This window comes from Bradyrhizobium jicamae, assembly GCF_001440395.1.
Taxonomy (GTDB): domain Bacteria; phylum Pseudomonadota; class Alphaproteobacteria; order Rhizobiales; family Xanthobacteraceae; genus Bradyrhizobium; species Bradyrhizobium jicamae.
Genome location: NZ_LLXZ01000059.1, coordinates 62,821 through 89,715, shown reverse-complemented (window position 1 = coordinate 89,715; position 26,895 = coordinate 62,821). Strand labels below are relative to the sequence as shown.

The following is a 26,895-nucleotide window of genomic DNA, read 5'->3' as shown; positions in this document are numbered from 1 at the left end:
TGTCGTTTTCCAACTCCCTGCTCTGCACGGCTTCCGTTCAGTGGAGCAAGCGATGCGCCGCGAGCGTGCATGTTTGCCGTCGCGCGATCAGGCGGTGTTGCCGGCGTCGACAGTCAGAATGGTGCCGGTGATGTTGCGGCCGCCTTCGCCGAGGAGATACTCGACCATGGAAGCAACGTCGCCGGCCTCGGGCAGACGGCGCAACGCGCTCCGGCCGGCGATGCGCCGTCGACCGTCGTCGCTCAGGGACCTGGTCAGTTCGGTGTCGACAAAGCCAGGCGCCCGCCGCCGTGACGTCGAGCCGATCGACGAAGCGGATCACTGCAGGCACCTTGTATGCCGCCAGCGAATCCTTGCACCGGGCGAGAATTTCCGCGCGGATGGTTTGCTGGCGATCCGCATCGACGCCGTCGGCGAGCACGATGTCGGCGACCACGATGGCGCCGGTGATCGGGCTCTTGCGCGACCGCGCGCGCGACATCCGCACCGACTCGTGCCGGTTGATCACAGCCTCGATTTCCTCGGGATGAACCTTCAAGCCGCCGATGTTGATGATGCCGCCGCGCCGACCGATGAAGTGGTAACGCTCGCCGCGCAGTTCGACTATGTCGCCGGTGTCGACGAAGCCCTCGGCATCGGCGAGCGGCGGCGCGGCGGTGCCGATATAGGCGTGCGCCGTGCGGTGCGAGCGGATCCGGAGCGAACCGTCGACGACCTTCATCTCAACGCCATCGCGATTCCGCCGATCCAGACTGACGGGGAACCCCTCGCGCCCGTCGTCCACCGCGAAACCGACGCCGGCCTCGGTCGAAGCATAGGCATGGTCGATCGACGCATGCGGAAACGCACGGGCCAGACCATCGAGCACCGCCTGGTCGGCGATTTCCCCGGACAGGCGGACATTGCGCGGCGAAAAGTTTTCGGCTGCGCCGCTCATCAGGAGCTTGCGCCAGTGCGACGGCGTTCCGGAGATGTGAGTGACGCCGCCCGCGCGCAGCCGTGCCACGTGGTCCGCGATGGCTTCGCCGGGCTCCGACAGCACGATCGATCCGCCACCGATCACGGCGCGCAGGAATATCTGCAGGCCGCCATAGCGGCGGATGTCGTAGAACGTCGCCCAGGTCGCGTTTGGATGGCGCGCCGGCCCGTTGGCAACGATCGCGCCGGCCAGCCCATCGAGCGTATGTCCGACGATCTTCGGCACCCCCGATGTTCCCGAGGTCAGCATCAGCCACTCTGTCGCGCGTTCGGTCCTCCATCCCGCGGCCGCACGTTCGGTCACGTTGACGCCGGCGACCAGATACGCGCCGGCGTCGTATCGATCCGGCCGATCCGTATCGATCGCATCGATCTCGGCATCTGCAAGCAAAGCCTGGATGTGATCCGGATCGAGGTCGGGTGGGCACAGCAGCATGCGGCGGGCAACGCCGTCGAGCTAGATCATGGCGAGCGCGGACTGCAGTTGCCCCGACACCGCAAGCAGCACCGATCGGCCGGACAGCTCGCGGGATTTGCCGGTCCGGCAGCTATGCCTGAGAATGTCGGTCAGCGATACGCTGTACCGGGCATCGGAAATCGTCCGGCCCTTCAGCTCGGGGCCGAGATATTCGCGCAGTGCGAAGATCTCAGGCGGGGACATTCTCGTAGACCCTGACGAACTCGCCGACCGTCGACGGGAAGGCCGCATCCTCCGCGATGGTGAAAGGATCGATCCTGAGATCGTCCTCCAGCCGCGCGACCAGGATCGCGAATGCCAGCGAGTCGAACCCGGTGTCGTGGAGCGATAGATCGTCCAGGAGCGGCGGCAGCTTGACCTTCTGTTCTTCAGCGATCTGCTGCATCGCCGCGAAAATCTTCGACCTTACCGACATGGAACACCTCACCTCTCAAAAAAACGGCTTTCGAGCCGATTGCCTAGAACCTGAACCTACCCTCCACGATGCTCGCATAGACGGCGCGACAGATCGGACGGAAGTCGCCGGTCGCCGGATCGCGAAAGAACAGCGGGTCGCCCGCGACCAGGGGATCAAATCCCTCGCGGATCAGCTGCTGCTTCTTCTGCTTGAAGGTCTCGGTGGCCTCCAGCGAGCGGCAGAACCTGACGAATCGGAAGCGCATAGACCGGGAGCCGATGCGCCAAATGTTCCGTGAAGGTCCAGAAATCGAAGTCCTGATCCACGACCAGAGCCGCCATGCCGGCACGGCCGTCGGCGCCAGGGACAGCGACGCCGTAGGTCGAGGCATCGAGAACGCCGGGGCAGTCTCTGATCGCGTCGTTCACCTCACTGGTCGCGACGTTCTCGCCCTCCCAGCGGAAAGTATCGCCGACCCGGTCGACAAAATGGAAATAGCCTTGTTCGTCGCGCATCATGAGGTCGCCGCTGTGGAAACAGGCATCGCCTTCGGCAAAAACGTCGTGCAGGATCTTGTTCGCGGTCTCGGCCGGATCGGTATACCCTTCAAAAGGACTGCCGCCCCGATCGGCGGCGCCGATGCGCCCGACCGCTTCGCCGACCTCACCGTGAGCACAGGCAATGCAGAGCCCGTCCTCATCGCGGACCGGGCTGCCGCTGTCGGCATCCACTTTCACGATCGCGGCGGGAAGCCGATGCGCCAACAACCGCGGGATCCGGCCGATCGCGCCGGGTTTTCCCTCGACATTGAACAGCGAAAAATTGCCCTCCGTCGCGGCGTAGAATTCGAGGATACGCGGAATCGCAAACCGTGCGGCGAACGCCTCCCAGATGTCGCCGCGCAAATCCGTTGCCACCGCGAGCCGCAGCCGGTGTCCTGTATCCAGCCCGGACGTCGGCGCCTTCAGCAGGTAGCCGCAGAGCTCGCCGATATATTGGAAGACGGTGCAGTCTAAACGCACGATGTCGTCCCAGAAGCTTGTCGCGGAGAATTTCTCAGGGATCACGACCGAACTGCCTGCGTGAAGCATGCTGCAGGGCGCGACGACACCGCCCATGGAATGATGAAGCGGCAGGCAATCATACAGACGATCGTCCATGGAAGCGTCCGCGAGCCCGGCGAACCACCCGCCCCAGGAGAGAATTCGGCGATGACTGACATTCGCCGCCTCCGGCAGTCCCGTGGTACCCGAGGTGTAGATTAGGAGCGCACGTTCATCGATCGTGACGTCGCCGCGCACAGTGGAGGAAAGCGGGCTTGTATCCGCGGCAGCGAGCGCCGCGTCCAGATCGGCACCTACACCGCCGGCGCCAAGGCTCCAGATTTGCGGCACGCGGTCCAGATGCGGAAGTGCGGTCTCCAATGCATCCACGCACTCGGCGGCAAGGATGACATGATCGGCACGTGCGACGTCGATGCAGTGGGCGAGCGACCGTCCGACCAGCCTGGTGTTGATCAGCGCCGCCGTGCCGCCGACGCTGCTGATGCCGAGCCAGCAGGCGAGATAGTCCGGCCGGTTCGGCATCAGAAGGCAGACGGTGCAGCCGGCACGGATGCCGAGGCCAGCGCCCAGCGCGCATACCGGTTGATCAGCCCGGCGAGCTCCCGTAGGAGAAGGTCTGACCATCCGAGAGCAGCGCGGGGCGTCCGGGCTGCCGCTGCGCCCAGTCCTCCACGACATCGGCGAACAGCCGATGCGGCCTGGCCTCGATCTGCGAGGTCAATTCGTGGCCTTCAGCCAGGTTTTGGCGACGGAGCGGCCGCGCTGCGGAGCGCTTCTTCCGGTCGCCCGCTGGATCACCGCTGCTTCCATGACCTGGCCATGCAGATGGGTTTGATCGGTGTCGGCGCGGCGGGTGACGCAGCGCCCCGGAACGGGCGCGACTTGCGATCATTGTGAATGCCGCTTCGCTCGGCCGAAGAAGCATTGCTGTTCAAGTCGTTTATCCCGTTCCGGGTCCGAGCTAGTTGAGGATCATCACCTCCAGCGTCCTCACCGATTGGAAATTCTCGGGCGTGATCTCGGGTTGAGGAAGGATGAGATCGAACTCGGCTTCGACCTTGAGCATCAGCGCGACCATATCCATCGAGTCCAGTCCGATGTCCACCAGCCGCGGCTCCGGGTGAATATCCGCCTTGATCGCGTTCTGCTCGAGGACGCTTCTGACCACGAAGAGAACACGGTCCTGGACGATGGCATTAACGTACTGCATTTCACCCCCACACATTGCGTAACGTGGGACGATCGTAATCGACGCGACGATAGCTGACCGCAACTCGGGGCAATAGCTCTACTTCGGAGGTACCTCGGCCGGAAGCGCGTTGCTGATCGACATCCACCTTTGCGCCGCCGACTCCGCAGACGCGGTCGGCTAGATTGCCCCATCAGATTGGCGCGGAATTCATTTCGACACGGTGCGGGACGCCCGATTTTCGAATGGGAGACATTGGCTATGAACCTGCAGCAAGTCCAGCTCCGCAACTTCGATCCGGAAGGCAACCAACTGCAATCCTACTCCGACCGCGCCTCGTTCCGGAAGCGGGCGGCGGCTGTCGCGGAGGCCGCGGCGACGGAGGTCGATGCGGTGGACCGCGAGGCGCGCTTCCCGCGAAGGGCCATCGACGCGGCGCGGGAACAGTGACTTCTGGGTGTTCAGATCCCGATCGAATTCGGCGGAGACGGCGCATCGATATCCGAGGTGACCGACATGTGTTACGCGCTCGGCCGCGCCTGCGCATCGGCCGGGATGATCTTCGCAATGCATCAGACCAAGGTGGCGTGTCTGGTTCGCCACGGCGCGGGCAGCGGCTGGCACGAGAGGCTGATGTGCCGCGTAGCCGCCGAGCAGCTGCTGCTCGCGTCGTCGACCACCGAAGGCCAGAACGGCGGGAACATTTGCTTCAGCTCGGCGGCGGTGGAGCGCCGGCGCCGAGATCTCGCTGGTTCGAGACGCGACGGTGATTTCCTATGAGAAACACCGGCTTCATCCTGGCGCCGATGAACGCCTTCCTGTTGCTCCAAGGCATCGAGACCGTCGCTGTGCGGATCGAGCGGCACGTCGAGAATGCCGAGAAGGTCGCGCGATTTCTCCGCAACGACCGCCGCGTCGGACGGGTAAACTACACGGGCTTCCCCGACAGCTTCTATTACGCGCTGACGCAGAAATATCTGCGCGGCCGGGCATGCTCGTTGCTGACCTTCGGCGTGGCCGGAGGATTCGAGGCCGGCAAGCGGTTCTATGACGCGCTGAAGCTTGGTCAAGCGGCTGGTCAACATTGGCGACACGAAATCGCTCGCCTGCCACCCCGCGTCGACCACGCACCGGCAAATGTCGCCCGAAGAGCAGGGAAAGGCCGGCGTGCGGCCCGAGATGATCCGGCTAAGCGTCGGAACCGAACACGTCGACGACATCATCGCCGACCTCGATCAGCGGATTGATTTTAAGTCAATCATGAAGGCATCCCGATGCCTGTGCTAATCGACATAGACTCGCACGAACACCACCTCTTCTCGAGAGCGCCGAACGGCGGCGCCGCCGCGATTGCGACGCCGGGAAACCGCGTGGAGTGCCTCGATATCGGGCTGATCAACAACATGCCCGACGCCGCCCTGATGGCCACCGAGCGCCAGCTGTTTGATCTGATCGGTGCGGCGGCCCAACGACTCTTCGTCAGACTGCACTTCTACACGATGGCGACGATGCCCCGTTCGGAATGGGGGTGCGATTACGTGCGTCGATACTACCGCAGCACCGACGATCTGCTGAACGGGAGCCTGGATGGTGTGATCGTGACCGGCACCGAGCCGAGAGCCGCCAACCTGACGGAAGAGCCATACTGGCACTCCTTCGGCCAGCTCGTCGACTGGGCCAGCGAGAATACCCTGTCATCAGTGTATTCCTGTCTCGCCGTCCATGGGGCCGTCCTGCACCTGGATGGCGTGGGGCGCCACAAGCTGCCTGCCAAATGCATCGGTGTCTTCGCTCAAACGAAGACGAGAAAGCATCCCTTGATGCACAACGTGCCCGCGACCTTCAGAATACCGCACGCCCGCTGGAACGAGGTGACGGAGGGAGAACTCGCAAGCTGCGGATACTCCGTTCTCAGCACGTCGGTGGACGCTGGCGTCGACTGTTTTGCCAAACAGCAGAAGAGCCTTTTCGTCCATTTCCAAGGCCATCCGGAACACGAAAGCCGGAGCTTGCTGGGCGAATACAGAAGGGACATGGGTCGGTTCCTCCGGGGCGAGAACGAAGTCTGTCCGACGATACCGAGAGGCTATTTTGACACGGCGGCAGAAGAGATCCTGACCACCTACCGGCGAAAAGCCCTTTCGGATAGATGTCCGGAGTTTTTCGCCGATTTCCCGGCTGACTATCTGGCGAGAGATCTGAGAAACGTCTGGCAACCGCCGGCCAGGCACATCTACCGCAACTGGCTGCTATATATGGCGTCACTGCGGACCGGACGCTCGAGGCTGGGGCCCCTTAACGGAAGGTACCGACGAGACCAGATTCGGGTCCGGATCGCAACGGACACCGTGCACCCGGCCACCATGGGTAACTGGGCGCCGCAAGAAGCGGGATTGGGTCGTATGACGGAGTTCGGACCATGATCCGATGCCGCGCGATAGAAAGCGCCGATCTTGCCTCCATCGCCGGCTTTGAGATCCGTTCCCCCGACTACTGGATGAAGGGGCTCCGGCGCACCTCCGTGCGCGATGTACCCGAAGGTCTCCCGCGCTTTGGCTACATGCTCGACCACGACGGAACGGCGGTTGGCGTTTTGCTGTTGATCTACGCCGCGCGGGACGGCAGCGGCGAGACCTTCATCCGCTGCAATGTCTCCAGCTGGTACGTCGAACCCACCTTCCGCAACTACGCGCCGATGCTGACCAAGGTCGCGCAGCGTCACAAGCACGTCACTTACGTCGACATCAGCCCAGCGTACTGGACCTGGCCGATCGCGGTTCGGTGAAGGCCATGCACGTCGAAGTCGTGCAACAGGACGCGCAAGCGATCGACGGCCTGTCGAAAGCCGATGTCGCGCTGCTTGCACGGCACGCGGCCGACGGCTGCCTCGGCCTGGTGTGGTTTCCCGCCGGCTCAATATGACGATCGTGATCTCCAATAACCGGTCGTACGGCACCATCCGTACCCATCAAGAGCGAGCATTTCCGAAACGTCCTTGGGGTACCGACCTGTCTAACCCCGACTTTGCCGCTCTTGACCGCGCATTCGGCGCGCAGGGCTATACGATCACAAACGCAGCGCAGGCGGCCGAGGTGGTCGCGGAAGCAATGTCGGCGAACGGCCCCGTCTTGATCGAAGTTCGATCTGATGTATGTCAAACAATTGACCGGTCTCTCGCTGCAGTGTGGGCTGGCGTACACAGTGTTCCGGTAGCCTGAAATTCAAGGCGAAGCTACGGAGGCGGCGACGCGCCTAGCTCGCATTCTAGCTTCATCTCGAGTTTCGACATTGCCCGAGGTGCCCCGTCAGAGGTAACCCTCATTGAGCGACTCGTTGAGCGGAGCACCCAGTCAATTTTCGGCAAATTGGCCTCCTCATTCTTTTTGGGATAATCTAATCGCATCCGTCCCGGAAGATTTGGCAATCTGAAATTAGCGCCACCGGGATGCCTTTGAAGCCGCGCATACTTATCAATAGGTTGAGGTCATCGATGCCGCTTACTCTTATTGAAACTGACAATTGCAACGCGGATCTCACGCCGTCGCCGATCGAGCCGTCCTGGATCCTTGAAGGCAATCCGGAAGCCCGCTCGCTCGTACTGTTGACCAGTGCGGATCGCGCTGCCACAACCGTGATCTGGTCCTGCACCGAGGGTAAGTTCAACTGGTTCGACGATGTCGACGAGATCATCATGATCCTCGAAGGATCGATCGTGCTCGAGAGCAAGGGCATGCCACCGAAGCGCTATGGCGTCGGTGACGTGACCTTTTCCGCAACGGCGCCCACGCCAATGGCATGTCGAAGGCTACGTCGTGGTTCAACGATCAAGGCCACTTGCGATGTCGCTCCGGCCGGCTCTTCGTCGCGGCGCAAGACAGACAACGTGAGCTGATGCCTCCAGTGCCTTGCTGTTCGATTTGGGAGCCACGCCTCAATGTCAGCTTCCTCCACCAAGATCGCGCTCCTTATCGATGGCGCCAATCTTTATGCGACCAGCAAGATGCTTGGCTTCGATGTGGATTACAAGCGACTGCTCACTGAATTCCAAAGTCGCGGCACGCTGGTTCGCGCATTTTACTACACTGCGGTCATCGAGGATCAGGAATATTCGTCGATCCGGCCCTTGATCGATTGGCTCGACTACAACGGCTATACCGTGGCCACAAGACCGATGAGGGAGTTCACCGACGCCGGCGGCCATCGCAGGGCGAAGGGCAGCATGGACATCAAACTCGCTGTTGATGCCATGGAGCTTGCCGAGCATATCGATCAGATGATTCTGTTCTCGGGTGACGGCGACTTCCGCCCATTGGTGGAGGCGATCCAACGCCGAGGCGTTCGCGTCACCGTCGTCTCGACCATTGCCACCCATCCTCCGATGATTGCCGACGAACTTCGGCGACAAGCCGACGCTTTCATCGACCTCGTGGATTTGAAGCCCAAGCTTGGCCGCGATCCGTCCGAGCGGCCAGCCTCGCGCGAGGCGCGCCATCACACATTATCCCTGCACCGCCACGACAACTGACGACGAGTTCATTGATCCAGCGACGCTCCACCCGCAATGGCGGTCTCGCGTTGCCGATGTTGCAACCGCGCAGACCAATCCTGGAGCGAAAAGACCGCAGGCATTCTCGCGCTGCGGCCCACCGGGCTCAAAATGCATCAGTATGAAAAACGCTCGATCCGCCATCCCGGTTCTTCGACACACTGAGCCGAATATCCGCGAGTGTGGAGTCGCAAATGCTGTTCCCAGGCGAGGAACACAACGGATGTTGCGCAAAGGAGACAGGATGAGACGAGCGCCTGGTCCGCGGCTTTGCCACTGATACGCGCAATCCTACGCTGCTTTTCCGTCCAGGTTCGCGGCGCCGCTTATTGATGTCTTTTTCCAATCGCTGCCGCATCCACCCATTCGATCGCACCGAGCGCTATCTGAATACGCGTATCAGCTTCTGGGCCGGCGGAACGATCTTCACACTCCGACAGGATCTCCATTCGATGCATCATCTTTGGCCGAGCATTTCTTTCGAAAGGTATCACCTATGCTGACTGCTGCGTCCCGTCCTCCGGAGGCACTCACGCAGCGCGACAATGTGCTGGATAATTCTGCAGAGCTTAGCGGGTAGCGGACGACGCCGAATATTCCGGAAGCAGCTAACATTGGAGCGCCCAGGTCCTGCACGGCAGGCGTCGCCAGAATGATCGGCAGCGCCGGTGCAGCACGATGCAACACCATCGCAAACTCAAGAGCCAGCGAGCTTCCGGGCTGGTGACATATCAGAGCCGCATCGAACCTCGCGCGCATCGCGTTGCAAGCCGCCGCAGCCTCGGCCGGCGTCGTGAATCCGACCGGCTCATAACCGAGCGCCGCAAGCACTTCCTCATGTCGCAGCAGACGCTCACGGTTCGTCTCGAGCACCAGTATCGTTTCGCCAAGGCCTCGCCCGGCCGTGCCCGGCGCATTCTGAACCGGTATCGGCTCCTTTGACGAGACGGCCGGAAGCCAGATGTCGAAACGCGTCCCGCTGCCGACAATGCTACGGACGCCCACGGCTCCCTCGTGTTGCTGGACGATCTCACGGACCGTCGCCAACCCCAGGCCGTTGCCCGCGGCGCGCGTCGTAAAGAACGGCTCGAAAATCCGCTCCAGTGTGGCGTCATCCATGCCGCGCCCCGGATCGGCAATCGAAATGACAACGAAGCTGCCGGGGCCGACGTCGACACGCCCGACGCGCAAGGAGCTTGACGTTTCCCGCACCTCGATCCGGATCTCGATAGTTCCGGGCTCGTCCATCGCCTGCGCCGCATTGTTGCAGAGATTCAGAACGACCTGCTGTAGCTGCGCCGGTTCGGCCGATACGACCGTCGCGTCGGATGTCTCGCTCACCGCAAGTCCGACATGGGATGGCAACGACGCGGCAAGCAATGACTTCGTTTCATCGATCAACGCCTTGGCATCGATGCGCTCCCGCCAGCGATCGCTGCGGTTGCCAAATCTGAGGATCTGGTCAACGAGTTCGCGCGCGCGCTCGCCCGCGCGGCGAATTTCAGCGAGATTGGCGGCCGGCTGACGTCCCGATCTGACTCGCGCATCGGCCATCTCGGTGTGGCCCAGGATCGCACCAACGATGTTGTTGAAGTTGTGTGCTATTCCGCTGGCAAAGGCGCCAATCGTCTCCATCCGCCGGGCTTGCAACAAATTCGCCTGCAACCGTTCCTTTTCTTGCTCGAGATTAATTCTGCCGACCGCATTGGCGATCGCGTCAAATGCCATGCGAAAGAGGGTCACCTCACATTGTTGCGCGAGCGCGCCCGCCCGCAGAGCATCAAACCCGAGGAACATGCCTGCCCTCGTCCTTGCTTCGTGTTTGTTGGTAATGCACAGCCAGCCCTGAAGGCCGGCATCAACCAACCGATTAACGGCGTCATTGGCGCCCCACGGCCTGACCGTTGGAATATGGATGATGCCACCATCGCGTCGATCAAGTTGCGACGCGATACTCAGCGCGTTCCCAGGCCAGCTATTTGGGAATGCCATTCCGCGGCGGCACCACTGATGGACCTGCAGCGGTTCGGCCGACACGACGAAATAAGCCCGATCAGCGCCGATGCACTCAGCCAGTTCCTTGAGCGCACATTCGACGTGGGCTGCAATTTCGTGGTGCTGGGCATCGATGAACCGCGTCGATATCCGGGCGATGACATGCTCAAAGGCTGCGCGGCTCTGCAAAGCGACCGCCCGCGCCCGCAGTTGCAGCCCGAAATACACCAGCGCACCAAGTAACACCAACGACACGACATAAAGGAACAACCGGTATTCGCGCGCGGAGTCCCGTGCCGCAAGCTGACGTTTCACGACCAGTGAACGAACGGCATCCAGCTCGGAATTGCCCGGCCCAGCGACCAACGCCCGTAAAACGGCGTCCGTCTTCGGCAGCAGGTCATGCAACAATCCTCCATGCGAAAGAACGCCCTCAATGAGATTTCCGTCACCGGGCGGAGGTTGCAGCACCGCGAGCTCGCGCAGCCGATCCTGGACCTCGTCCGCGGCAGCTTCCGAGGTGTCGAACGCAAGTCGCAACATGGCCGCCGAGAGCCTGGTAGTGACCGCAACCAGAGCCGCTTCATCCGATGCGGCGAGACGGATACTGAGCACTCCAAAATGAGCAAAGGAGTTCTGCAGCAGCGCATTTTTGCTCTTGAACTCCTCGATCAATTGTTCCTGTCGCGCGGCACGTGCCGACAGGGCTTCAATTGCGGGTCCCTCTTCAGAACCCTCCCCGGCTGCTTCGCGCAACCGGGCAAGCGCGTCATTCAACAGGCGTGTCAGGCGTACAAGGGCATCATAGTTTCCCGACAAGCCGACACGCGCAGTCAGCACCTCCCGATTCAGCCCGCGCTCGAACCGGGAGAAATCGTCGAGCGCCCGAAGCTCACGATCATAACGGGCGGAATTCAGGTTCAACCCACCCGTCAATAGCCAGGTGAGAATGAGGAGAAGCAGCGTCGCGATCGCCGCAACCGGCGTCAACTTCATCGTGAGGCTCCGACGAGTGTCCCGCGATAACGTCCGGTCAGGGTCTGAAGATAGGCAACGATCGCGCTTACCTGCTGATCCGTCAGCGTCGAGTTCAACTGCGCAGCGCCCATTTTCCGAACCGCATCATCGAGGGTTGGTGCGCTGCCGTCATGAAAGTATGGCGGGGTTGTCGCGACATTCCGCAAACCTGGCACGCGCAAGACTTCCGGCTGTGGCGACGCCAGCGGACGGAATATGCCGTGTCGCTGAAACAGGTTTCCTCCGATGCTGACGCCCTGATGGCACGAGGCGCACCCGAGCGATTTGAACAATCGGTACCCGTCCAGCTCTTCCGCCGACAGCGCGGCCGCATCACCGGCAAGCCAGCGATCAAAACGGCTGCCGGGCGTTACAAGCGTTCGCTCGAAGCTGGCGATGGCGTCCAGAACGTTCGCGGCGTCCGGACCGCGGCCATAGGCGAGGGTGAATTCCCGGCGGAGGCCAGGGTCCCGATTAAGCTTTCCGAGGACCTCGGGAATGCTGGTGCCCATAATTTGGGGATTTTCCAATGAAGCCTTGATGTCCGCCTCGAGGGTGCGGAGTTTTCCTTCCCAGCCGAGGCGAAAGTTGAGCGTGGCATTGAAGATGGTGGGCGTGTTCAGCGGAAGACTTGAGCCGTCAAGCCCGACGTCGTGACTCGCTACGCCCGCGCCATTTGTCCGCAGATCGTGACATGACGCGCAACTGCGCGAATTGTCATGAGAAAGCCGATAATCTCCGAAGAGGCGTTCTCCGATTCTGACCTTTGGCGCATCGGTTATGACAGCATCGGGAACAGGAGTGACGGGCTCCTGTGCGGTCGTGACACCAGGCTCGCGCGAATGGTTCGCCAATTTCGGCGGGGCCGGCGACAATTGCATACTGCTAAAGATAGCCGTGCAGATTGCCACCGCGCACCGTCGGGAAAAGGCCATTCGTACGCTTCCAACTTCACCGGATCCAAGCACTTGTAGAAGGCCCTCCGCGACTTCACACGTCCCTTGTCGAATCGGAAATATTCCGCCCTCGATGCTCACTCGGCGGCTCAATCCAGTTTTCCGTGATGACCGCATTGCGGCTCTTGATTCCCCGGTGGAAAATCAAGCGGCCCGCTGCATGGCAGAAGCCGATGCCCGCGATTGCAGCATTGACCATGTCAGCAATCATGGCAGTACCTCACGGTCCATTCGATGTGAGAGCGGTGAGAGATTCCCAAACCGAGCAATGTGCGGTCATCGAGCTTGGCCAGGGCGGCAATGGCCTTTTCGATTTGTTGCTCGCGTTCGAGCCAGTGCGCCTGGGCGGAGGGGTTTCCTGCAATGCCCGCATCGTGGCTCGGAACCCGTTGCCGCCATGCGGCCCGGCTCGCTTGTCCCAATGAATGCTTCGCCAACATAAGGTACTCCCACAAAGTTACTGGCGGGAGGAACCTGACGGCCGTCTGTTGCGAACTCATCTCTGCAATGGACAATGTCGTTACAAACGTAACCTGGCGTTGCCATAATTGTGCTCACGCTCTCGGGTCGCGGCGGCGTGTCTCATCACTTTTCAGAACGGTTCGACCGGCAGCGCGAAGACATACCCGACACCGCGCTCGGTCTGGATGACACGTGGCGCGCTCGGATCAATCTCGAGCTTGCGCCGTAGTCGCAAGACCTGGACATCGATGCTCCGATCGAAAATGTCTTCATGGATACGCGTAGCCTGCAACAAATATTCCCGCGTGAGGGGGCGCTGCGGTGCCTCAAGAAAGGCAAGCAACAGGGCGTACTCGCCCTTGCTCAGGGGGACCGCAGCCGCATCTGGGTCAACAAGCTTTCGACCGCGTCGTTGAAGTACCCAACCGCTAAACCTGTACCCGCCCCGCTCCGGATCGCTCGCGCGTGCAGCCCGTCCAATTTCCTGTCGTCGCAAAACGGCGCGGACGCGCGCGAGCAATTCTCTGAGACTAAAGGGCTTTACAATGTAATCATCCGCGCCGAGTTCAAGGCCGACAATGCGGTCGATTTCGTCCGTGCGATGACCGGTCGTGATTATGACCGGAACATCCGAGTGCGATCGAAGTTCTCTCAGGAGGTCCAGCCCGTCATCCTGGCCAAGCCGCAGATCAAGGATTACCAAACTCGGATGCGATCCTTCAAAATGACGGTTCAATTCGGTTCTGCTCGACACCGCCGTCGCCGGCACGTTGTGGTCTTCCAGATATTTGGTCACCATCTGCTGGAGCGCCGGATCGTCATCAACAATGATAATTTGGCCTGGGACAGAAGCCATCGAATGAACTCGCTGTGAGCAGATACGGCGTTACGTCCGCGGAGCAGCATCCGTTCCGCTAGGGACAATCGCCGCCCCGAACCCGGTCCGGTCTTCCTGCAAGTGGTAGATATAAGCGAGTCAGGGCTGGAGCTCTGAGTGCAACGCATGCGACCCATGCTTCACCTGCGAAACGGCACTCGTGCGTTCCGAGGGTCGCGTTCAAGTTTAATCAAACTCAGGTGATGAAACCTGCGCCGGGGCTGATTGGGCGATCCTCCCCACATCGGCGCAACATCGCGCGGTGCCGCCGGCCTTTCACACCGTCCGCTCAGCCTCTACGATCGACACATCCAGAGGCCCGCCCTCACCCTTCCCGATACCAGCTCCCAAGCTGCCACAAATCGAGGTCCCAGCCCGAGATATGCGCGGTCACCTTGCCGCCGAGCGCTGCGACCCGGGTACGGGAGACGATGGGCTGAATGTAATTGTCCGATACGACGAGGTCGTTGAGCTTGACGAACAGCGCCGCGCGTTTCACCGCGTCGAGCTCCCGTTCGACCTGCTTGTAGATCTCGTCATATTCCTTGCTTTGCCAGCGCGAGACGTTGCGCCCCTGCCACTTGTTATCCTTGTTCGCCACCTGCCACGACACGTACTGGTTCATGAAGAACTGCGGATCGGCCTGCGGCATGGTGGTGTTGTACATCTGCGCGTCGCAATAGAAATGCGTGTAGGTGTCGGGATTGGCGGTGTCGGAGGAGAAGAACACCGATCCCACCACCGATTTCAGTTCGACGTCGATGCCCGCCTTCTGGCACGCCTGCTTGACGATGGCCTGGGTCTTCTGCCTCGGCGCATTGATCGAGGTCTGGAATACGAACTTCAGCGGCTTGCCGTCCTTGGCCCTGATGCCGTCGCCGCCCTTTTTCCACCCCGCTGCTTCGAGGATCTGGTTGGCCTTCTCGATGTTGAATTCGAACTTGGTGTTTTTCGAGCGGAAGCGTTCCGGGTTGTTGAGGAAGTTCGCGGTGGCCCGCGCCGTACGGCCATAGATGAATTTCTCGATCGAGGCACGATCGATCAGCAGGTTGACGGCCTGGCGCACGGCCGGATCGCTGAACAGCGGATGTTTGGTCTTGATGCTCGCGCGCTCGCCGTCGACCTCGACCGCGGGATCGGTCGAGTTGAGCTGCATGAATTCGACGTTGCCTGACGTCGTAATGCTCAACTTGCCCTTTCCGGCGGCTTCCAGCTTCGTCAGGATCTCCTCTTCGACCTGCATGTTCCAGGCATAATCATATTCACCGGTCTGCAGCACCGCGCGCGCCGCCGACACCGCGTCGCCACCGCCCTTGACCTCCACCTCGTCGAAATGCGGCCGGTTGGCGATGTGGTAGTTGGGATTGATCTTGGCGCGGAGCATGTCGCCAGGCTTGAAATCCACGAACTGATAGGGACCGGTGCCGACCGGCTTCAGATTGTGCGGCGCCTCGCGCGATTTGCCGCCGACGTAATCCTTGAACAGGTGTTTCGGGATGATCATGCCGTAATTACCGACAAAGGCATCGGCCCAGAACGGCGTCGGCTTGGCAAAGGTGAGGCGGACGGTGAAGTCGTCGACCTTCTCGACCGTGATGTCCTTGTAGCTGCCGATCGAGACCGCCGCGGTCTCCGGCGTTTTGGCGTATTCCCAGTTGAAGACGACATCGTCGGCCGTGAACGGCATGCTGTCATGCCATTTGACGCCGCGTTTCAGCTTCCAGATCACCGAGCGGCCGTCCTCGGCCAAGCCGTCATTTTCCTTGCTCGGAATCTCGGCCGCGAGGATCGGAACGAGGTTGCCGTCGCCATCCCATCCCGCCAGCGGCTCGTAAAAGATCCGGGAGCCTTCCTGATCCTTGGTGCCGACCGCGAAATGCGGATTGAGCAGGGTGATGGCCTGCCAGTACATCAGTTTCAGCACGCCGCCGCCGCCGGCCTTGGTCGGCTTGTAGGGAAGCGCGGTCTGGGCCATCGCGACCCCGGACTGGCTCAGCATCATCCCGGCCATCGGCGCCGAAAGGCCGATGGCGATCATTTGCTGGACAAAGGCCCGTCGCGAAAGGTTGCCGGTCTTGACGTCTGCGATCAGGTCTCGAATTTCTCGTTCTTTCATGAGACCTACTCCTCAACTGGTGCTGAATGCCGCGCCACGCGCGATACTGGAAATGGATCAGGTCGGCGCGAAGCTGTCAAAGCAGGATGCGGGCCGTCATGCCGGGCCGATCCGAGGCAAGATGACGCGGCGTCAGCCGGCAGTTGGGGAATTACGGCGGCAGTGCCACCTGATTGACACGTCACGCCTCAATGGCATCTCCTGCGAACTAGGCGTGGCGCGTCTCGTCGCCGACCACGCGAAGGTCGATCCTGCTGATCAGGTCCGATCGGAGCGCCTCGGCGTCACTCATCGCGGCCATGGTCTGGCGCAACGTGCTGGCGTTCGAGCCGAGCGACACGATGCCGCCCAGCACCGCCGCAATCGAGCCGATGGCGGCGACCTGATTGGATCCGAGCAGGCCGAGCACGGTGACCAGCATCAATCCGGCGCCGGCGGCGATCGCCAACTTCGAGACCAGCGTGATCTTGCGGCACCGCTCGGCGGTCTCGGCCAACTCCTCGAGTTGCGCTTCGAGCCGCGAAATCTCCTCGATCGGGTCGTCGTCCTCGTCCATCGTTCCAAAAGCCTCTGCAAGGTTCGTTTTCAGGAATCGCCGGCAGCCAGACCTTTTACTGCAATGACACGCCGATGCCCATTGATCTCACCGCTCCCGACGATCATCCAGTTGCGGTCGTCCGGTCCATGCCCGATTGAGCCATTGGGTTGTGATGCCGAGCCGCGGCTTTCCTTGCAGCCGCGCCTGGGCTTCGTGATAGGGACCGGCGTAGCGGAGGCGGGCCGGCAGATGGGGATAGACACGGCGTATCCACTTCAGCGCGCGCTCCGCGCCTCTCCGGTCGCGTTGATCGAGATCGAGGCCGAAGCCTGTGCGCAGGTGTTCGGGCAACATCTGCGCGGTCAGCGCCAGGTACCATCGCGGCGGCCGCAGCCATGGCCGCGCGCCGGCGAAGATCTGCCGGGCCACGTCTCGCGCCGCGGGGCTGACGGACAGGGTATCCGATTGCGCCATCGCGGCGGTGTAATCTGTGAAGGATGACCAGTCTGCCGGAAGATCCTCCGGCTTCAGCCCGAACAATGACCCGAACAACCGGCTTTCGGTCCAGTATCGCGCGCGCTCTTCCATCGAGAGCGGCGGCAATACCAGATCGTAAGCGATCAAGGCGGACTCGACGAGAGTGGCGTGAACCCAGCGCAGCGCGGCGATATCGTTGGCACTGTAGGACGAGCCTTTGGCAAAGCGGCCGGCCGCTTCGGGCAAATTGCCGGAGATGCCCGTGTGTCGCCGGTGCAGGCGCCGGGCGGCGGCGGTCGCGCCGTCGAGCGAACCGAACACCATTGTGAACATCACCTCGAAGGTGCGGTGAAAGCGGCCGATCGGATCTGCAAATGTGCGGGAGTGCTCGGCGATGGCGGCGGCAACCCAGGGATGCGCCAGTTGAAGCAGCAAGGCGCGCCCGGCGCCGAGAAAGATGACGGCTTCCCGGTCGATCTGCCACGTCACCGACGCCGGACCAAAAATGCCCTCATTCGAGCCGGCGGCGCCGGCCCTGACGACATCAAGTGTCGACTCAAGATCACTTTCCGAGACCAATTGGCAAACCTTCGAACGATCGACTTGCTTTTCGCGAGGCGGAGTCTACCGCAACTCAGCGAGCACGGGCAGACGTATCTTGCGCATCGGCAAAGCCAAACCAGGCAAGCGGCCATGCGAGCGCGCAGACAGCCGCCATTGCAACGAACGCCCCTCCTCCATAATTCGCGTAGAAGAATCCCGAGAGCAGCGTCAGCGCGGACGTCACCGCACCTGAACCAAATGCGTAGGCGGCTTGAGCGGTTGCGGCCATACGGATCGGAACAAGAACGGCCATCATCCGCATGCAGGCAAGATGCAGCAGCGCAAACGTCAATCCGTGCAACGGCTGCACCATCGCGAGCGCAACGACTGATGTCGTTGTCCCCGCGACCGACCAGCGGATGATCCCGGCTGTGGCCGCCAGCACCGCTGCGCCGCGCGCGCCGAGCCGGTTGAGCAATGCCGGGCCGACCAGAAAGAACACGATGACTTCCGCGGCGACGGCCTCCGACCACAGGATGCTGATGACAGTGGTATCTATTCCGGCATTGCTCCAGCGGATCACCGCAAAGGCATCATGCACGGCGTGGCTGCCATAGATCAGAGCGGAGACAAGGATCAGGATTCGAAATCGCGCAATCCCGAAGAGCCCGCGAATTTCATACGCAAGCTTCGATACGCTGATATGCGGCGCTGCCGGAGTAGAGACCCTGGGGATCAGTGCGGTTGCGCCTGCGGCAGCGACCAGCAGGGCCGCGTTCAGCCAGATCACGCGCGTGAGGTCGCTGGAAGTGATGAGCTGCCCGATGATCAGCGTGCCGCAGACGAACGCTGCGGACGCGGCACCGCGGATCCAGCCGTATTCGAACGGCCTTCCCGCCAACCGAGGCCTTGCCGCATTGACCGACAGCGCATCGGCGATCGATGTCGTGGGCGCCAGTGCCGCCGCTTGCACCAACGCGACAAGAAGCAACAGCCAGAAGCTATCCGCCCACAGCAACGCCACGGCCGCTGCGGCCGCCAGCACCGCGCAGGCGGCGAGCACGAGCCGCAATGATTGCAGGAAGTCGGCGAACATTCCGACGAGTGGTCCCGCGACAAGACGCACCACTAGCGCCGCCGCGAGGATCAGCCCGATCTGCTCGGGCGCCAGCGATCTGGTCTCGAAATACTTCGGCCAGAACGGCGACGCCACGCCGAACGCCGCGTACAGCGTGGCGTAAAGCGCGATGTAGGCGATCGGTCCGCTGACGCGCATGTTCCAAGGGTTCCACTCGGTAGAATTACGGGCGATAAGAACACGGCTCTGCCGCAGTTCATCCGCGAAATTTCCACATCCAAATTCTAACCGACCGCCATCACACACCATGGATGGAAATTGATGCGATATGTTTTCGCCGCCGTGATTGCTGTGTTTGTGATCTCGGTGGATTTTGAAAGTTCCGACATCAAGTCAGTATGGGCGGAACAAATGTTCGTCGTCGCGGAAGCGCAATCGGAACCCGCCGCGGTATCGAGTTCTCCCACGGGAACTGCGACCGCGTCAGTCGAAACCTCGCAAGGATTGGATGCAGCAAGCATTGTTGCCGCACCATCTGCAGCGACGGCCGATGCCGATGCTCACGCAGCCGCCTCGGTCAGCGAGGTGGCCGGGCCACCGAATTTGATCTGTGAAGCGGTCAAGACTGCCGCCGAGGAAAACGATATTCCGATCGGATTTTTCGTGCGCCTGCTCTGGCAGGAAAGCAGGTTCAAAGCGACGGAAGTCAGTTCCGCGGGCGCGCGGGGCATCGCGCAATTCATGCCGCAGACGGCGATCGAAGTGGGCCTGCGAGACCCGTTCGATCCGCTGCAGGCGATTCCGGCGTCAGCAAAATTCCTGCGCAAGCTGCATGATCAGTTCGGCAATCTCGGGCTGGCGGCAGCGGCGTATAATGCCGGCGGCGGCAGGATCGAAAAGTGGCTGTCGCGGCGCAGCTCTTTGCCAAAGGAAACGCGCGATTACGTCAAGATCATCACCGGCCACAAGGCCGAAGCCTGGATCGACGAGGAAAGCACCGTCCACATGCCGACCGACCTGCCGCACAAGGCGCCATGCGAGGGCGTCGGCGGCCTGTCGCGGCAAGACCAGGTCGCCATGGTCAATGTCGACCTGACGGCTTCAGCCAGTGCGATGGTACGCAAGGCGGAATCCGGTGAGGCCGAGGAGAAGAAGAACGCGGCTGTCAGAAAGCTGCGTGTTGCTGCGCGTTCGGTGGCCCGACGCGTCCGTGCAGCGGCGAGCAAGGCCAAGGCACGCGCCGTGCTGCTGGCAGCGCGGAAATCAGGGAAGAAATCCGCCGTGCGTCTCGCGTCGGAATCTAGCGGCCGTAAATCATCGAGGGCGGCGCGGGAGTTGTAACGACGGTTCGCCAAACGAAAAAAGCCCGCGATTGCTCGCGGGCTTTTACTCGTCAGTCTGCTTTACCAGCCGCTGCCGAAGCTGAAGGTCACGCCGGGACCGCCGTAGTGACGGTGACCGTAGTGGCGGGGACCGTAATAGCCGTACGCGCGCGGCGCGTAGTAGTTATAGCTCCTGTAATAAGGCCGGTGGTGATGGTGACCCCAGTGATGGTGGCGCCCGTAATGGTGGTGGTGATGGCGCCAATGACGGTGCTGGGCGCTAAAGTCGGTGGACGTCTGGGCGGCACCCGTCGCATTCTTTGCCTTCACCGCATTGTCGGCGGCGTTGGCTGCAGAACCTCCCATCAGCGCAGCAGCACCAACGGCGAATACGATAGCTTGCTTCTTCATCATCGAACTCCAGTGAAACATGTCCGGGTTAACCGGCCAGCGCACGCGTCGTTCCGGCGTGCGACATAACGACCGCGCTTCGTTTCTTGAACAAATATTCACGAAGATGAACGCGAATTCCTGCGACAAGAGTAGCGTTGTCCGGCGATGAGTCGCGGCGTAAAGGTTCGTGGTGATCGAAAAGCAGCGACAATGCAGATGTGGCGCGATCTACCATCGCACCGAGGCGATGGCGCCCTCGCGCGAGATCGACAGCTTTGAGTGCACGGCCTGCGGCACGACGCTCGAAACATGGGATAGCGCTTGGGTGCCGACCTATCGGCGGATCGTGGATCCCACGCCCCAGCGGGACGAGGAGACGCCGCCCGCCGCGCTCGGATCGTGAACTTATCGCACCGGGCCGATCGACACCTGCGCTCCCGGTTACAGGCGGATCACCAGCGCGACGGCGGAGCGAAGCATCGAACGTCTCCTATTGCGGCAGAGCCGGCGCGACAAAGCCGTGATTTGCCAGCGTGCGCTGGCCTTCCGCCGAGAGGATGAACAGCGCGAATTTGTACGCTGGCGCCGAGGCGCCGTTGATCACGGTCAGGCCGTAATCGGCGCCGACCGCGAGCGCATCGGGTAGTTGCACAATCTGCTGCGCCGGATTCTCGCGCTGCGCGGCGAGCGCATTGGTGCAATAGGTCAGAAAGATATCGGCGGCGTTCTGCGCGATCAATTCGCCATAGACCGAGCGGCCCTGCGGTGCGGGCGGGCTCGCGGGACCGCCGGTGAGTTGCAGCGCTTTCCTCTCCAGCGTCGCAAAGGCGCCGGGCCTGATCTTCTCGGCCTTGCGGAAAACCTCCCAGGCGTAATCGCCCGACGGGTCGGCCTTCGGCGTCGAGGTGCCGACCTTCACTTGCGGGTCGAGCATGCGATCCAAGAGTACGGCCGGCGTAACCTCGAGGCCGGGCCGCGCCAGCGCGCACAACCGGTTGCGCGCGAACAGCACGACAGGGCCGCTGCGCTTCTCCTGCGCCAGCGCCTGCGGGTGTTCCATGTTGGCGGAGGCGAACACCTCCGCCTTGGCGCCCGCCGATATCTCGTCCTTCAGCAAACCGGATGCGCCGAATTTCGGCTGCACCTTGCCGAGGCCGGCGGCTTCAAAAGCCTTTGCCACCTCGCTCAGCGCCCCGCGCAGGCTGCCGGCGGCATGGAGCAATACCGTTTCCTCTGCCATCACAGGCGCCATCGTGACCAGGAGAATCGCAAGTGCCGCCGAGAGCCGGGCAAGCATCACGCGCCGGAATCGCTGGCGTTGGGATAGAACAACTGCTCGCCGTTGATCTTGTAATCGGCGATCGCCTTCTGGCCCTCGGATGATACCAGCCAGTCGATGAATTGCTGGCCGAGGTCTTTCTTGACGCTCGCATGCTTCTCCGGGCTAACGAGCATGACGCCGTACTGGTTGAACAGCCGCTTGTCGCCTTCGACGGCAATGACGAGATCGCCACGGTTCTTGAACGACAGCCAGGTGCCGCGATCGGCGAGCACATAGGCGTTCGAGGCGGACGCGGTGTTGAGCGCCGCGCCCATGCCCTGCCCGATCTCCTTGTACCAGGGGCCCTTGTCTTTCGCGATATCGACGCCGGCAACCTTCCAGAGATTGAGCTCGGCCTGATGGGTGCCGGACTTGTCGCCGCGCGAGATGAAATCGGATCCCTTGGCCTTGATCGCGGAAAGCGCCGCAACGATATCCTTCGAACCCTTGATGCCGGCCGGATCGCTCTTCGGCCCGATCAAGACGAAGTCGTTGTACATCACGGGGTAGCGCTTGACGCCAAAGCCTTCCGACACGAATTTTTCTTCCGCGGGCCTGGCATGGACGAACACGACGTCGGCATCGCCGCGGCGGCCGGTATCAAGCGCCTGACCGGTGCCTTGCGCGACCACCTTCACATCGATGCCGGTCTTGGCCTTGAACATCGGCAGGATGTGGCCGAACAGGCCGGAATCCTGCGTCGAGGTGGTCGAAGCCACCACAATCGATTTGTCCTGCGCGAAGGCAGGACTTGCGAAAACAAGAGCGGCGGCGGCGATCAGCACGCGGCGGGTGAGCATATTCATTTATTTCCTCCTCAAATCAGTAATTCGCCAGCGAGGAATGTCCTCGCCTCTGGCGTTTGCGGCGCATCGAAAAACGACGCGACTGCGCCGGTTTCCACGATGCGGCCGCGGTGGAGCATGACGACCTCGCCGGCAAGCCGGCGCGCCTCGCCGAAATCGTGCGTCGCCATCACGACCTTGATGTTGCGTTCGCTGACCGCGCGGATGATGTCTTCCACCGCCTTGGTGGCGACCGGATCGAGGCTCGCGGTCGGCTCGTCCAGAAACAGCACCGCAGGATCTCGTGCGAGCGCGCGTGCCAGCGCCAGCCGCTGCTGCTCGCCGCCGGAGAGACGACGCGCGGCGCGATCGGCGAGCGCCTCGAGGCCGACAAGCCGGAGCAGTTCGCCGGTGCGGCGCGCATGCTCGGCGCGCGGGACACCCGCCGCACGTAGCGCGAAGCTGACATTGGCGGCGGCGCTGCGACGAAGCATCGCCGGGCGCTGGAACACGATCGCGCGCTTGTGCGGCGGGACGTTTTCCAGCCCGCCCCAGGTGATGCGTCCGCGCGAAGGCGCGAGCAGCCCCATCGCCACGCGCAACAGTGTCGATTTGCCCGAACCGTTAGGGCCGATCAGCACCGTCGGCGCACCCGGCGCCAGCGTAAGCGCGATGTTATCGAGGATCGTGACGCCGCCGGCCGCAACCGTGACGCCATCGAATTCAATCGGCAGTTCGCTCGACGGCGCGCGCATGGTCATCCCGCCAGTCGTTCGCCGGCGCGACGGGCGGTCCAGGCCAGCGCGTTGACGGCGATCACGATTCCAATCAGCACGAGGCCGAGGCCGACCGCGAGCGGCAGGTCGCCCTTGGACGTTTCCAGCGCAATCGCCGTCGTCATCGTGCGGGTGAAGCCCTCGATGTTGCCGCCGACGATGATGATGGCGCCGACCTCCGCCGCGGCGCGGCCGAAGCCGGCGAGCAGCGCGGTGACCAGGCTGAAGCGCGCATCCCAGATCAGCGCCGCGACGCGGCCGAAGGGACCGAGATTCATCGCGGTGAGCTCGTCGCGGTATTCGATCCAGAGATCCTCGATGGTCTGGCGCGTCAGCGCGGCGATGATCGGCGCCACCAGCACGGTCTGCGCGACGATCATGGCGCCCGGAGTGAACAACAGGCCGAACGAACCGAGCGGCCCGGACCGCGACAGCGCGAGATACACCGCAAGACCGACGACGACCGGCGGCAGGCCCATCAGAGCGTTGAGCAGGACGATGACGCCCTGGCGGCCGCGGAAATTCGTCAGCGCGATCCAGGCGCCGAGCGGAATGCCGATCAGCGCCGCCAGCACCACCGCTGCCAGGCTGACATAGAGCGACAGCCGCACAATGGCGAACAGCGCCGGATCGCCGGAGAGCACGAGTTGAAGGGCTGAAACGTCGCTGGCCATTGGAATTCCGTTTGGCAAACATCTTGCGCAGACGGTCCTGACATGGTCAATTTGCGGAAATGCTGCACCCAGGTGCATATCCATGCCTGTACGGGAACTCCTGACCACGGACGAGGCTGCCGACTATCTGCGGCTATCCGAACGCAAGCTTTACGAGCTGGTGGCGGACCGCGCGGTGCCTTGCAGCAAGGTGACCGGGCGCTGGCTGTTTTCGCGCGCCGCGCTGGACCGCTGGGTCTCCGCCGGCCTGATCGCGCCGGCCGGCTTGGCGCAGGTGTCGGCGCCCCCGATCTTCGGCGGCAGCCACGATCCGCTGCTGGAATGGGGCTTGCGCGAAAGCAATTCCGGCCTGGCCAGCCTGCCCGAAGGCAGCGAGGAAGGCCTGCGGCGGCTGACGCGTGGCGAGGTGATGGTCGCCGCGATCCATTTGCATCGGCTGGATGGCGATGACGAAAGAGCCAATATCGATGCGGTCGCCGATGCGGCGGGACTGCACGACGCCGTCGTCATTGCATTTGCGCGGCGGGAGCAAGGCATTCTGGTCGCCCCTGGCAATCCGCTTGATTTGAGCGACATCGCCTCGATCGCCGCATCGCGCGCGCGGATGGCGCAACGTCCGGCGGGCGCCGGCGCGCAACTGCTGCTGCTCGCGCTATTAGCACGCGCCGGTATCACGCTCGACGAACTGAAACTGGCAAAGCCCGCCTTTCCGACCGGCCCCGATATCGCGCAAGCCGTGCGCGCCGGCCGCATCGATTGCGGCATCGCCACGCGAAGCGTAGCGAAATCGGCGGGGCTCGACTTTCTCCCCCTCACCTGGGAGCGCTTCGACCTCGTGATGCGGCAGCGCGACTATTTCATGAAAGGCCCGCAGGCACTGTTCGAGTTCGTACGGCAGGCGGGGTTTCGCGATCGGGCCAGCGAGCTTGGCGGGTATGATGTCAGCGAGGTCGGCGCGGTGCGGTTGGTGAACTAGATCACGGACAAGTCGAGCGCTAACCTAATATTGTCTGCCATGCGGCCTGCTGCGGCGCAGGAGCTAAGAATTACGGCTTACCTCGTTTTCGATGAATGGAGCCGGCCCAATGAAGGCAGCGACTGTTCAGGATAGTCTGGGGCAGTCGACAATGGACAAGTTTGAGCTCAACCATGCCGTCAGTCTGTTCACGCAACAGACGACAACAATCAATAGTCTCTGGACGGTCTATGTTGCAGCGACATTCGCTGCAGCGGGATATGGGTTTAGCGTATCGCCTCTGTCGCCCATTATTGCCGGTGCCGTGACGCTTGGCTTTTTGGTATTCACATTCGGAAATTGGAAACTGCTGAAACAGGGACTTCAAATCAATCGGCAGCTACAGAAAGACATTACCGATTTCATTCAATCTGCTGCGGAAAGCAATCCATTCAAGCTGTCCATCAAGAAACTCGTCTCCACGGCCAACCCGCCCTGGATATCCCTGGTCATCCACCTCTGGATCGATTTCTGTGTAGTCGCCGCGCTATGGAGCCGGGTTAAATGGCCGGCTTGATAGTCACGTCAACTTCGCTCGAAAGCGCTACGCCTACCTTCGCCCCGGCAGCCACGCGACAAATCCCGCCTCACCGAGCCGTTTCATCACGTCCTCCAGATGCGCGCGGTCTCTCGTCTCGATCACGACTTCGAGCAGGGTGCCCTTGGCCGGCAGGTCGGAGAACGTGCGCTGGTGCGAGACCTCGATGATGTTGGCGCCGGCTTCGGCGAGCAGTGCCGAGACGGCGGCGAGCTGGCCGGGCCGGTCGACGATGTCGATGGCGATCTGCGTCAGCCGGCCCTCGCGGGCGAGCTCGCGGGTCAGGACGGAGGCGATCAGGCGCGTATCTATGTTTCCGCCGGTCAGGACCAGGCCGACATGGCGCCCGGCAAAACGCTCCGGCGCCGCCAGTATCGCGGCAAGGCCCACTGCGCCGGCGCCCTCGACCACGGTCTTTTCGATCGCGATCAGCATCGACACCGCGCGTTCGATCTGATCTTCGGTGACGAGAACGATGTCGTCGACGAGATCGCGGATGATTTCGGTGGTGATCCGTCCCGGCACCTTCACCGCAATGCCTTCGGCGAGCGTATCGCCGCGCATCGGCAACTGCTCGCCACGGATGACGTTATACATCGACGGATAAAGCTGCGCCTGCACGCCGACGATGCGCAATTCCGGCTTCAGCGATTTGGCCGCAATCGCCATGCCGGAGATCAGCCCGCCGCCGCCGATCGGGATCACCATCGTATCGAGATCAGGCGCGGCCTTGAGCATTTCGAGCGCGATGGTGCCCTGGCCTGCGATGATCAAGGGATCGTCGTAAGGATGGATCATGATGAGGTTGTTCGCCTCGCCATGCTTGCGGGCGAACTCGCCGGCCTCCTCCAGCGTCTTGCCGGAAATGATCGTGTTCGCGCCGTGACGCCGCGTGTTCTCGATCTTCACCATCGGCGTGCCGATCGGCATCACGATGCTAGCGGGAATGCCGAGCCGGCTCGCGTGATAGGCCACGCCCTGCGCGTGATTGCCGGCCGACATCGCGATCACGCCGCGCCGCCGCTCGTCCGGCGACAGCGCCCGCAGCCGGTTGAGCGCGCCGCGCTCCTTGAAGGTCGAGGTGAACTGCAGGTTCTCGAATTTGAGCCAGACGTTGCAGCCGCAAATCTCGCTCAGCGTCCGGCTCTGGTCGCATTCGGTGACGATGACGGAACCGGCAATGGATGCGGCCGCGGCCGTGATATCGTCTGATGTGACGGGAAGGCGGCCGGGTTCGGAAGCGTGCCGATCCGGCGGGGCATTCTCTGGAGCTTTCGGCATTTGGGCGGCCTCGTTGAGCGAGCAATCATATAAACCGCTCCTCAGGGAAGGTCGCTGTGTGTTAGTATAGGAAGTCGAT

Annotated in this window: 26 protein-coding genes and 6 pseudogenes; 12 read left to right on the top strand and 20 right to left on the bottom strand. The window is 62.2% G+C overall.

Features of this window, described 5'->3' with window-relative positions:
• Positions 1–87: 87 nt before the first annotated feature.
• The 5 genes and pseudogenes from CQ12_RS42040 to CQ12_RS09700 all read right to left on the bottom strand — a co-directional run.
• Positions 88–288: pseudogene (locus CQ12_RS42040) on the bottom strand (SDR family oxidoreductase); the annotation flags it as partial.
• Positions 281–1,639, bottom strand: a pseudogene (locus tag CQ12_RS09715) (class I adenylate-forming enzyme family protein); the annotation flags it as partial. The pseudogenes CQ12_RS09715 and CQ12_RS42040, both read right to left, overlap by 8 nt.
• Positions 1,626–1,871 (bottom strand): phosphopantetheine-binding protein, encoded by a 246-nt coding sequence (locus CQ12_RS09710; protein WP_057835076.1) that lies wholly within the window; start codon positions 1,869–1,871, stop codon positions 1,626–1,628. The gene CQ12_RS09710 and the pseudogene CQ12_RS09715, both read right to left, overlap by 14 nt.
• A 43-nt stretch (positions 1,872–1,914) precedes the next feature.
• Positions 1,915–3,727 (bottom strand): annotated as a pseudogene (locus CQ12_RS09705) (long-chain-acyl-CoA synthetase).
• A gap of 151 nt (positions 3,728–3,878) precedes the next feature.
• A complete protein-coding gene (locus tag CQ12_RS09700) occupies positions 3,879–4,127 on the bottom strand; it encodes an acyl carrier protein (RefSeq protein WP_057835075.1) in 249 nt (82 codons plus the stop codon).
• Positions 4,128–4,367: 240 nt separating this feature from the next.
• Here CQ12_RS09700 and CQ12_RS09695 point away from each other — a divergent pair.
• The 8 genes and pseudogenes from CQ12_RS09695 to CQ12_RS09665 form a co-directional block, all read left to right on the top strand.
• A pseudogene (locus CQ12_RS09695) lies at positions 4,368–4,884 on the top strand (acyl-CoA dehydrogenase family protein); the annotation flags it as partial.
• Position 4,885: 1 nt separating this feature from the next.
• Positions 4,886–5,393 (top strand): annotated as a pseudogene (locus CQ12_RS09690) (PLP-dependent transferase); the annotation flags it as partial.
• Entirely contained in the window at positions 5,381–6,529 is a 1,149-nt protein-coding gene (gene metA / locus CQ12_RS09685; protein ID WP_083519208.1) for a homoserine O-succinyltransferase MetA, read from the top strand. The pseudogene CQ12_RS09690 and the gene metA, both read left to right, overlap by 13 nt.
• Positions 6,526–6,891 carry a hypothetical protein gene (locus tag CQ12_RS09680; RefSeq protein ID WP_057835074.1) on the top strand — a complete coding sequence of 122 codons (366 nt, stop codon included), beginning with the start codon at positions 6,526–6,528 and terminating at the stop codon, positions 6,889–6,891. The genes metA and CQ12_RS09680 overlap by 4 nt, the downstream gene beginning before the upstream one ends.
• 5 nt (positions 6,892–6,896) lie before the next feature.
• Complete coding sequence (locus CQ12_RS47200; protein ID WP_283807358.1) at positions 6,897–7,028, top strand: hypothetical protein; 132 nt, start codon at positions 6,897–6,899, stop codon at positions 7,026–7,028.
• On the top strand, positions 7,025–7,324 hold the full coding sequence (locus tag CQ12_RS09675) for a thiamine pyrophosphate-dependent enzyme (RefSeq protein ID WP_057835073.1): 300 nt from the start codon (positions 7,025–7,027) through the stop codon (positions 7,322–7,324). Before CQ12_RS47200 ends, CQ12_RS09675 begins: the two co-directional genes overlap by 4 nt.
• Before the next feature lie 272 nt (positions 7,325–7,596).
• Positions 7,597–7,918: pseudogene (locus CQ12_RS09670) on the top strand (cupin domain-containing protein); the annotation flags it as partial.
• A 122-nt stretch (positions 7,919–8,040) separates the two neighbouring features.
• Positions 8,041–8,631: a LabA-like NYN domain-containing protein gene (locus tag CQ12_RS09665; protein WP_057835072.1), complete on the top strand. Its 591-nt coding sequence runs from the start codon at positions 8,041–8,043 to the stop codon at positions 8,629–8,631.
• A 447-nt stretch (positions 8,632–9,078) separates the two neighbouring features.
• On the opposite strand, the gene CQ12_RS09660 is transcribed toward CQ12_RS09665, so the two are convergent.
• From CQ12_RS09660 to CQ12_RS09625, 9 genes are all read right to left on the bottom strand, one after another.
• Positions 9,079–11,643 carry a two-component system VirA-like sensor kinase gene (locus CQ12_RS09660; protein ID WP_057835071.1) on the bottom strand — a complete coding sequence of 855 codons (2,565 nt, stop codon included), beginning with the start codon at positions 11,641–11,643 and terminating at the stop codon, positions 9,079–9,081.
• Positions 11,640–12,599, bottom strand: a complete 960-nt coding sequence (locus CQ12_RS09655; protein ID WP_057835070.1) for a cytochrome-c peroxidase — start codon at positions 12,597–12,599, stop codon at positions 11,640–11,642. The genes CQ12_RS09660 and CQ12_RS09655 overlap by 4 nt, the downstream gene beginning before the upstream one ends.
• Before the next feature lie 55 nt (positions 12,600–12,654).
• Positions 12,655–12,831, bottom strand: coding sequence for a hypothetical protein (locus CQ12_RS43560; protein WP_157088097.1), 177 nt, complete (start codon positions 12,829–12,831; stop codon positions 12,655–12,657).
• Positions 12,821–13,060: a hypothetical protein gene (locus tag CQ12_RS09650; RefSeq protein WP_157088096.1), complete on the bottom strand. Its 240-nt coding sequence runs from the start codon at positions 13,058–13,060 to the stop codon at positions 12,821–12,823. The genes CQ12_RS43560 and CQ12_RS09650 overlap by 11 nt, the downstream gene beginning before the upstream one ends.
• A gap of 152 nt (positions 13,061–13,212) precedes the next feature.
• Positions 13,213–13,938, bottom strand: coding sequence for a response regulator (locus CQ12_RS09645; RefSeq protein WP_057835068.1), 726 nt, complete (start codon positions 13,936–13,938; stop codon positions 13,213–13,215).
• Between the two features lie 346 nt (positions 13,939–14,284).
• On the bottom strand, positions 14,285–16,075 hold the full coding sequence (locus tag CQ12_RS09640; protein WP_057835067.1) for a peptide ABC transporter substrate-binding protein: 1,791 nt from the start codon (positions 16,073–16,075) through the stop codon (positions 14,285–14,287).
• Between the two features lie 208 nt (positions 16,076–16,283).
• The gene (locus CQ12_RS09635; RefSeq protein ID WP_057835066.1) at positions 16,284–16,631 is read right to left on the bottom strand and encodes a hypothetical protein; all 348 of its coding nucleotides are present in this window, start codon (positions 16,629–16,631) and stop codon (positions 16,284–16,286) included.
• An 87-nt stretch (positions 16,632–16,718) separates the two neighbouring features.
• On the bottom strand, positions 16,719–17,669 hold the full coding sequence (locus CQ12_RS09630) for an oxygenase MpaB family protein (protein WP_057835065.1): 951 nt from the start codon (positions 17,667–17,669) through the stop codon (positions 16,719–16,721).
• A 55-nt stretch (positions 17,670–17,724) separates the two neighbouring features.
• Positions 17,725–18,909 (bottom strand): MFS transporter, encoded by a 1,185-nt coding sequence (locus CQ12_RS09625; protein WP_057835064.1) that lies wholly within the window; start codon positions 18,907–18,909, stop codon positions 17,725–17,727.
• 123 nt (positions 18,910–19,032) lie between these two features.
• On the opposite strand from CQ12_RS09625, the gene CQ12_RS09620 reads away from it, so the two are divergent.
• Complete coding sequence (locus CQ12_RS09620) at positions 19,033–20,052, top strand: lytic transglycosylase domain-containing protein (RefSeq protein ID WP_057835063.1); 1,020 nt, start codon at positions 19,033–19,035, stop codon at positions 20,050–20,052.
• 62 nt (positions 20,053–20,114) lie between these two features.
• Here the strand turns inward: CQ12_RS09620 and CQ12_RS09615 are convergent, their stop codons facing one another.
• Entirely contained in the window at positions 20,115–20,573 is a 459-nt protein-coding gene (locus tag CQ12_RS09615) for a hypothetical protein (RefSeq protein WP_245309825.1), read from the bottom strand.
• Between the two features lie 40 nt (positions 20,574–20,613).
• On the opposite strand from CQ12_RS09615, the gene CQ12_RS09610 reads away from it, so the two are divergent.
• Positions 20,614–20,829: a hypothetical protein gene (locus tag CQ12_RS09610; RefSeq protein ID WP_057835062.1), complete on the top strand. Its 216-nt coding sequence runs from the start codon at positions 20,614–20,616 to the stop codon at positions 20,827–20,829.
• Positions 20,830–20,916: 87 nt separating this feature from the next.
• Here CQ12_RS09610 and CQ12_RS09605 read toward each other — a convergent pair whose 3' ends face one another.
• Genes CQ12_RS09605 through CQ12_RS09590 form a run of 4 tightly spaced genes read right to left on the bottom strand, consistent with a single transcriptional unit; the run spans position 20,917 to position 23,982 of the window.
• On the bottom strand, positions 20,917–21,723 hold the full coding sequence (locus CQ12_RS09605; RefSeq protein WP_057835061.1) for a molybdate ABC transporter substrate-binding protein: 807 nt from the start codon (positions 21,721–21,723) through the stop codon (positions 20,917–20,919).
• On the bottom strand, positions 21,723–22,547 hold the full coding sequence (locus CQ12_RS09600) for an ABC transporter substrate-binding protein (protein WP_157088107.1): 825 nt from the start codon (positions 22,545–22,547) through the stop codon (positions 21,723–21,725). The genes CQ12_RS09605 and CQ12_RS09600 overlap by 1 nt, the downstream gene beginning before the upstream one ends.
• Before the next feature lie 17 nt (positions 22,548–22,564).
• Positions 22,565–23,287 carry an energy-coupling factor ABC transporter ATP-binding protein gene (locus tag CQ12_RS09595; RefSeq protein WP_157088106.1) on the bottom strand — a complete coding sequence of 241 codons (723 nt, stop codon included), beginning with the start codon at positions 23,285–23,287 and terminating at the stop codon, positions 22,565–22,567.
• 2 nt (positions 23,288–23,289) lie between these two features.
• On the bottom strand, positions 23,290–23,982 hold the full coding sequence (locus CQ12_RS09590; RefSeq protein WP_057835058.1) for an ABC transporter permease: 693 nt from the start codon (positions 23,980–23,982) through the stop codon (positions 23,290–23,292).
• 82 nt (positions 23,983–24,064) lie between these two features.
• Between CQ12_RS09590 and CQ12_RS09585 the strand changes: the two genes are divergently transcribed.
• Together CQ12_RS09585 and CQ12_RS09580 are read left to right on the top strand one after the other, a co-directional pair.
• Positions 24,065–24,958: a substrate-binding domain-containing protein gene (locus tag CQ12_RS09585; protein WP_057835057.1), complete on the top strand. Its 894-nt coding sequence runs from the start codon at positions 24,065–24,067 to the stop codon at positions 24,956–24,958.
• 109 nt (positions 24,959–25,067) lie between these two features.
• Positions 25,068–25,514 (top strand): hypothetical protein, encoded by a 447-nt coding sequence (locus tag CQ12_RS09580; protein ID WP_057835056.1) that lies wholly within the window; start codon positions 25,068–25,070, stop codon positions 25,512–25,514.
• Between the two features lie 33 nt (positions 25,515–25,547).
• Here the strand turns inward: CQ12_RS09580 and CQ12_RS09575 are convergent, their stop codons facing one another.
• A complete protein-coding gene (locus CQ12_RS09575; RefSeq protein ID WP_057835055.1) occupies positions 25,548–26,816 on the bottom strand; it encodes a threonine ammonia-lyase in 1,269 nt (422 codons plus the stop codon).
• Positions 26,817–26,895 lie beyond the last annotated feature (79 nt).